Genomic DNA, 1,102 nt, shown 5'->3' with positions numbered 1-1,102 from the left:
TCGGCGTGCGCCTGGATGAGGCCCAGCCAGTTCGCGGACAGCGCCTCTGCCGCCGCGATCTTGTTCTTGGCGGTGGCGACCTGGATGTGCGTGACCGGGGACTCGCTCTGGTTCGTCCACGGCGTGTAGGTGATGCCGCGGCCGGGCAGGCGGTCGAGGAACAGGTCGTAGGCGCCCTTGGCGATGCCCAGGAACGGCGACGAGCCGGCCGCCATGAAGTACGGGATGAACGCGTAGTTGCGGCCGGTGGCACCGCTGTTGGCGCGGTCCGCCGCGCCGGCGCCGAGCAGCTCCGGCAGGAACAGCACGCGGTGCGAGGGCACGAACACGCCCTCCGCCTTCACCGAGGCCGAGCCCGTGCCCTCGGCCGCGCCGGTGTTCCAGTCGTCGATGATCGTGATGTCGGAGACCGGGACGACCGCCACGTACGGGGCGGGGCCGTCGGGGGTCATCTGCAGCGCGGCCACCGTGATCCAGTGCGACCCGTGGATGCCGGACATCCACTTCCACACGCCGTTGAGGACCCAGCCGCCCTCGGCGGGCTCCACCGTGCCGCTCGGCGTGAAGCCGGTGGACACACGGGTGGACTCGCGGGTGAAGATCTCCTCCTGCGCCTTCTCGGCCAGCAGGGTGTGCACCCAGGTGCTGGTGGACCAGATCATCGAGACCCACCCGGCGGCCGGGTCGGCCCGCGAGATCTCCTGGTACACCCTCACCTGGTCGGCCACCGGCAGCTCCAAGCCGCCGAACCGGCGCGGGGTGGTCATCCGGTAGACGCCGGCGCGCTCCAGCAGCTCGACGGTCTCCGCCGGCGTGCGCCGCTCCCGCTCGGCCCGCTCACCGTTCTCGCGCAGTTGCGGCGCGATTTCCGCGACCTTGGCCAAAATCGTGGAAACGTCGACATTGCTGTCGATCGTGGTCATTCCTGCCTCCTCAGCGGCACTGACTCCGTCTGCCGAGCGTTATTCCCCCGGCGCCGGATCGAGCATGGCAGAAATTCCGGCCGCTGTTTCCTGCCGTTGGTAATCGCGCGGGTTCGCCAGGCGTCGACCGGTAATCGCGGAATCTCGGCCGCCGAGTAGCGGGGCCCGCGCCCCCCCCC

Annotated in this window: 1 protein-coding gene; it reads right to left on the bottom strand. The window is 70.3% G+C overall.

Annotated features, from left to right (window positions below; all coding sequences use genetic code 11):
• A partial coding sequence (locus AB0G02_RS41805; protein WP_360806605.1) for an acyl-CoA dehydrogenase family protein occupies positions 1-923 on the bottom strand: 923 nt, incomplete at its 3' end.
• Positions 924-1,102 lie beyond the last annotated feature (179 nt).

The organism is Actinosynnema sp. NPDC023658, from assembly GCF_040639995.1.
Classification (GTDB): Bacteria; Actinomycetota; Actinomycetes; order Mycobacteriales; family Pseudonocardiaceae; genus Actinosynnema.
The sequence above is the reverse complement of the archived record's forward strand: the minus strand, read 5'-3'. Positions and strand labels throughout refer to the sequence as shown.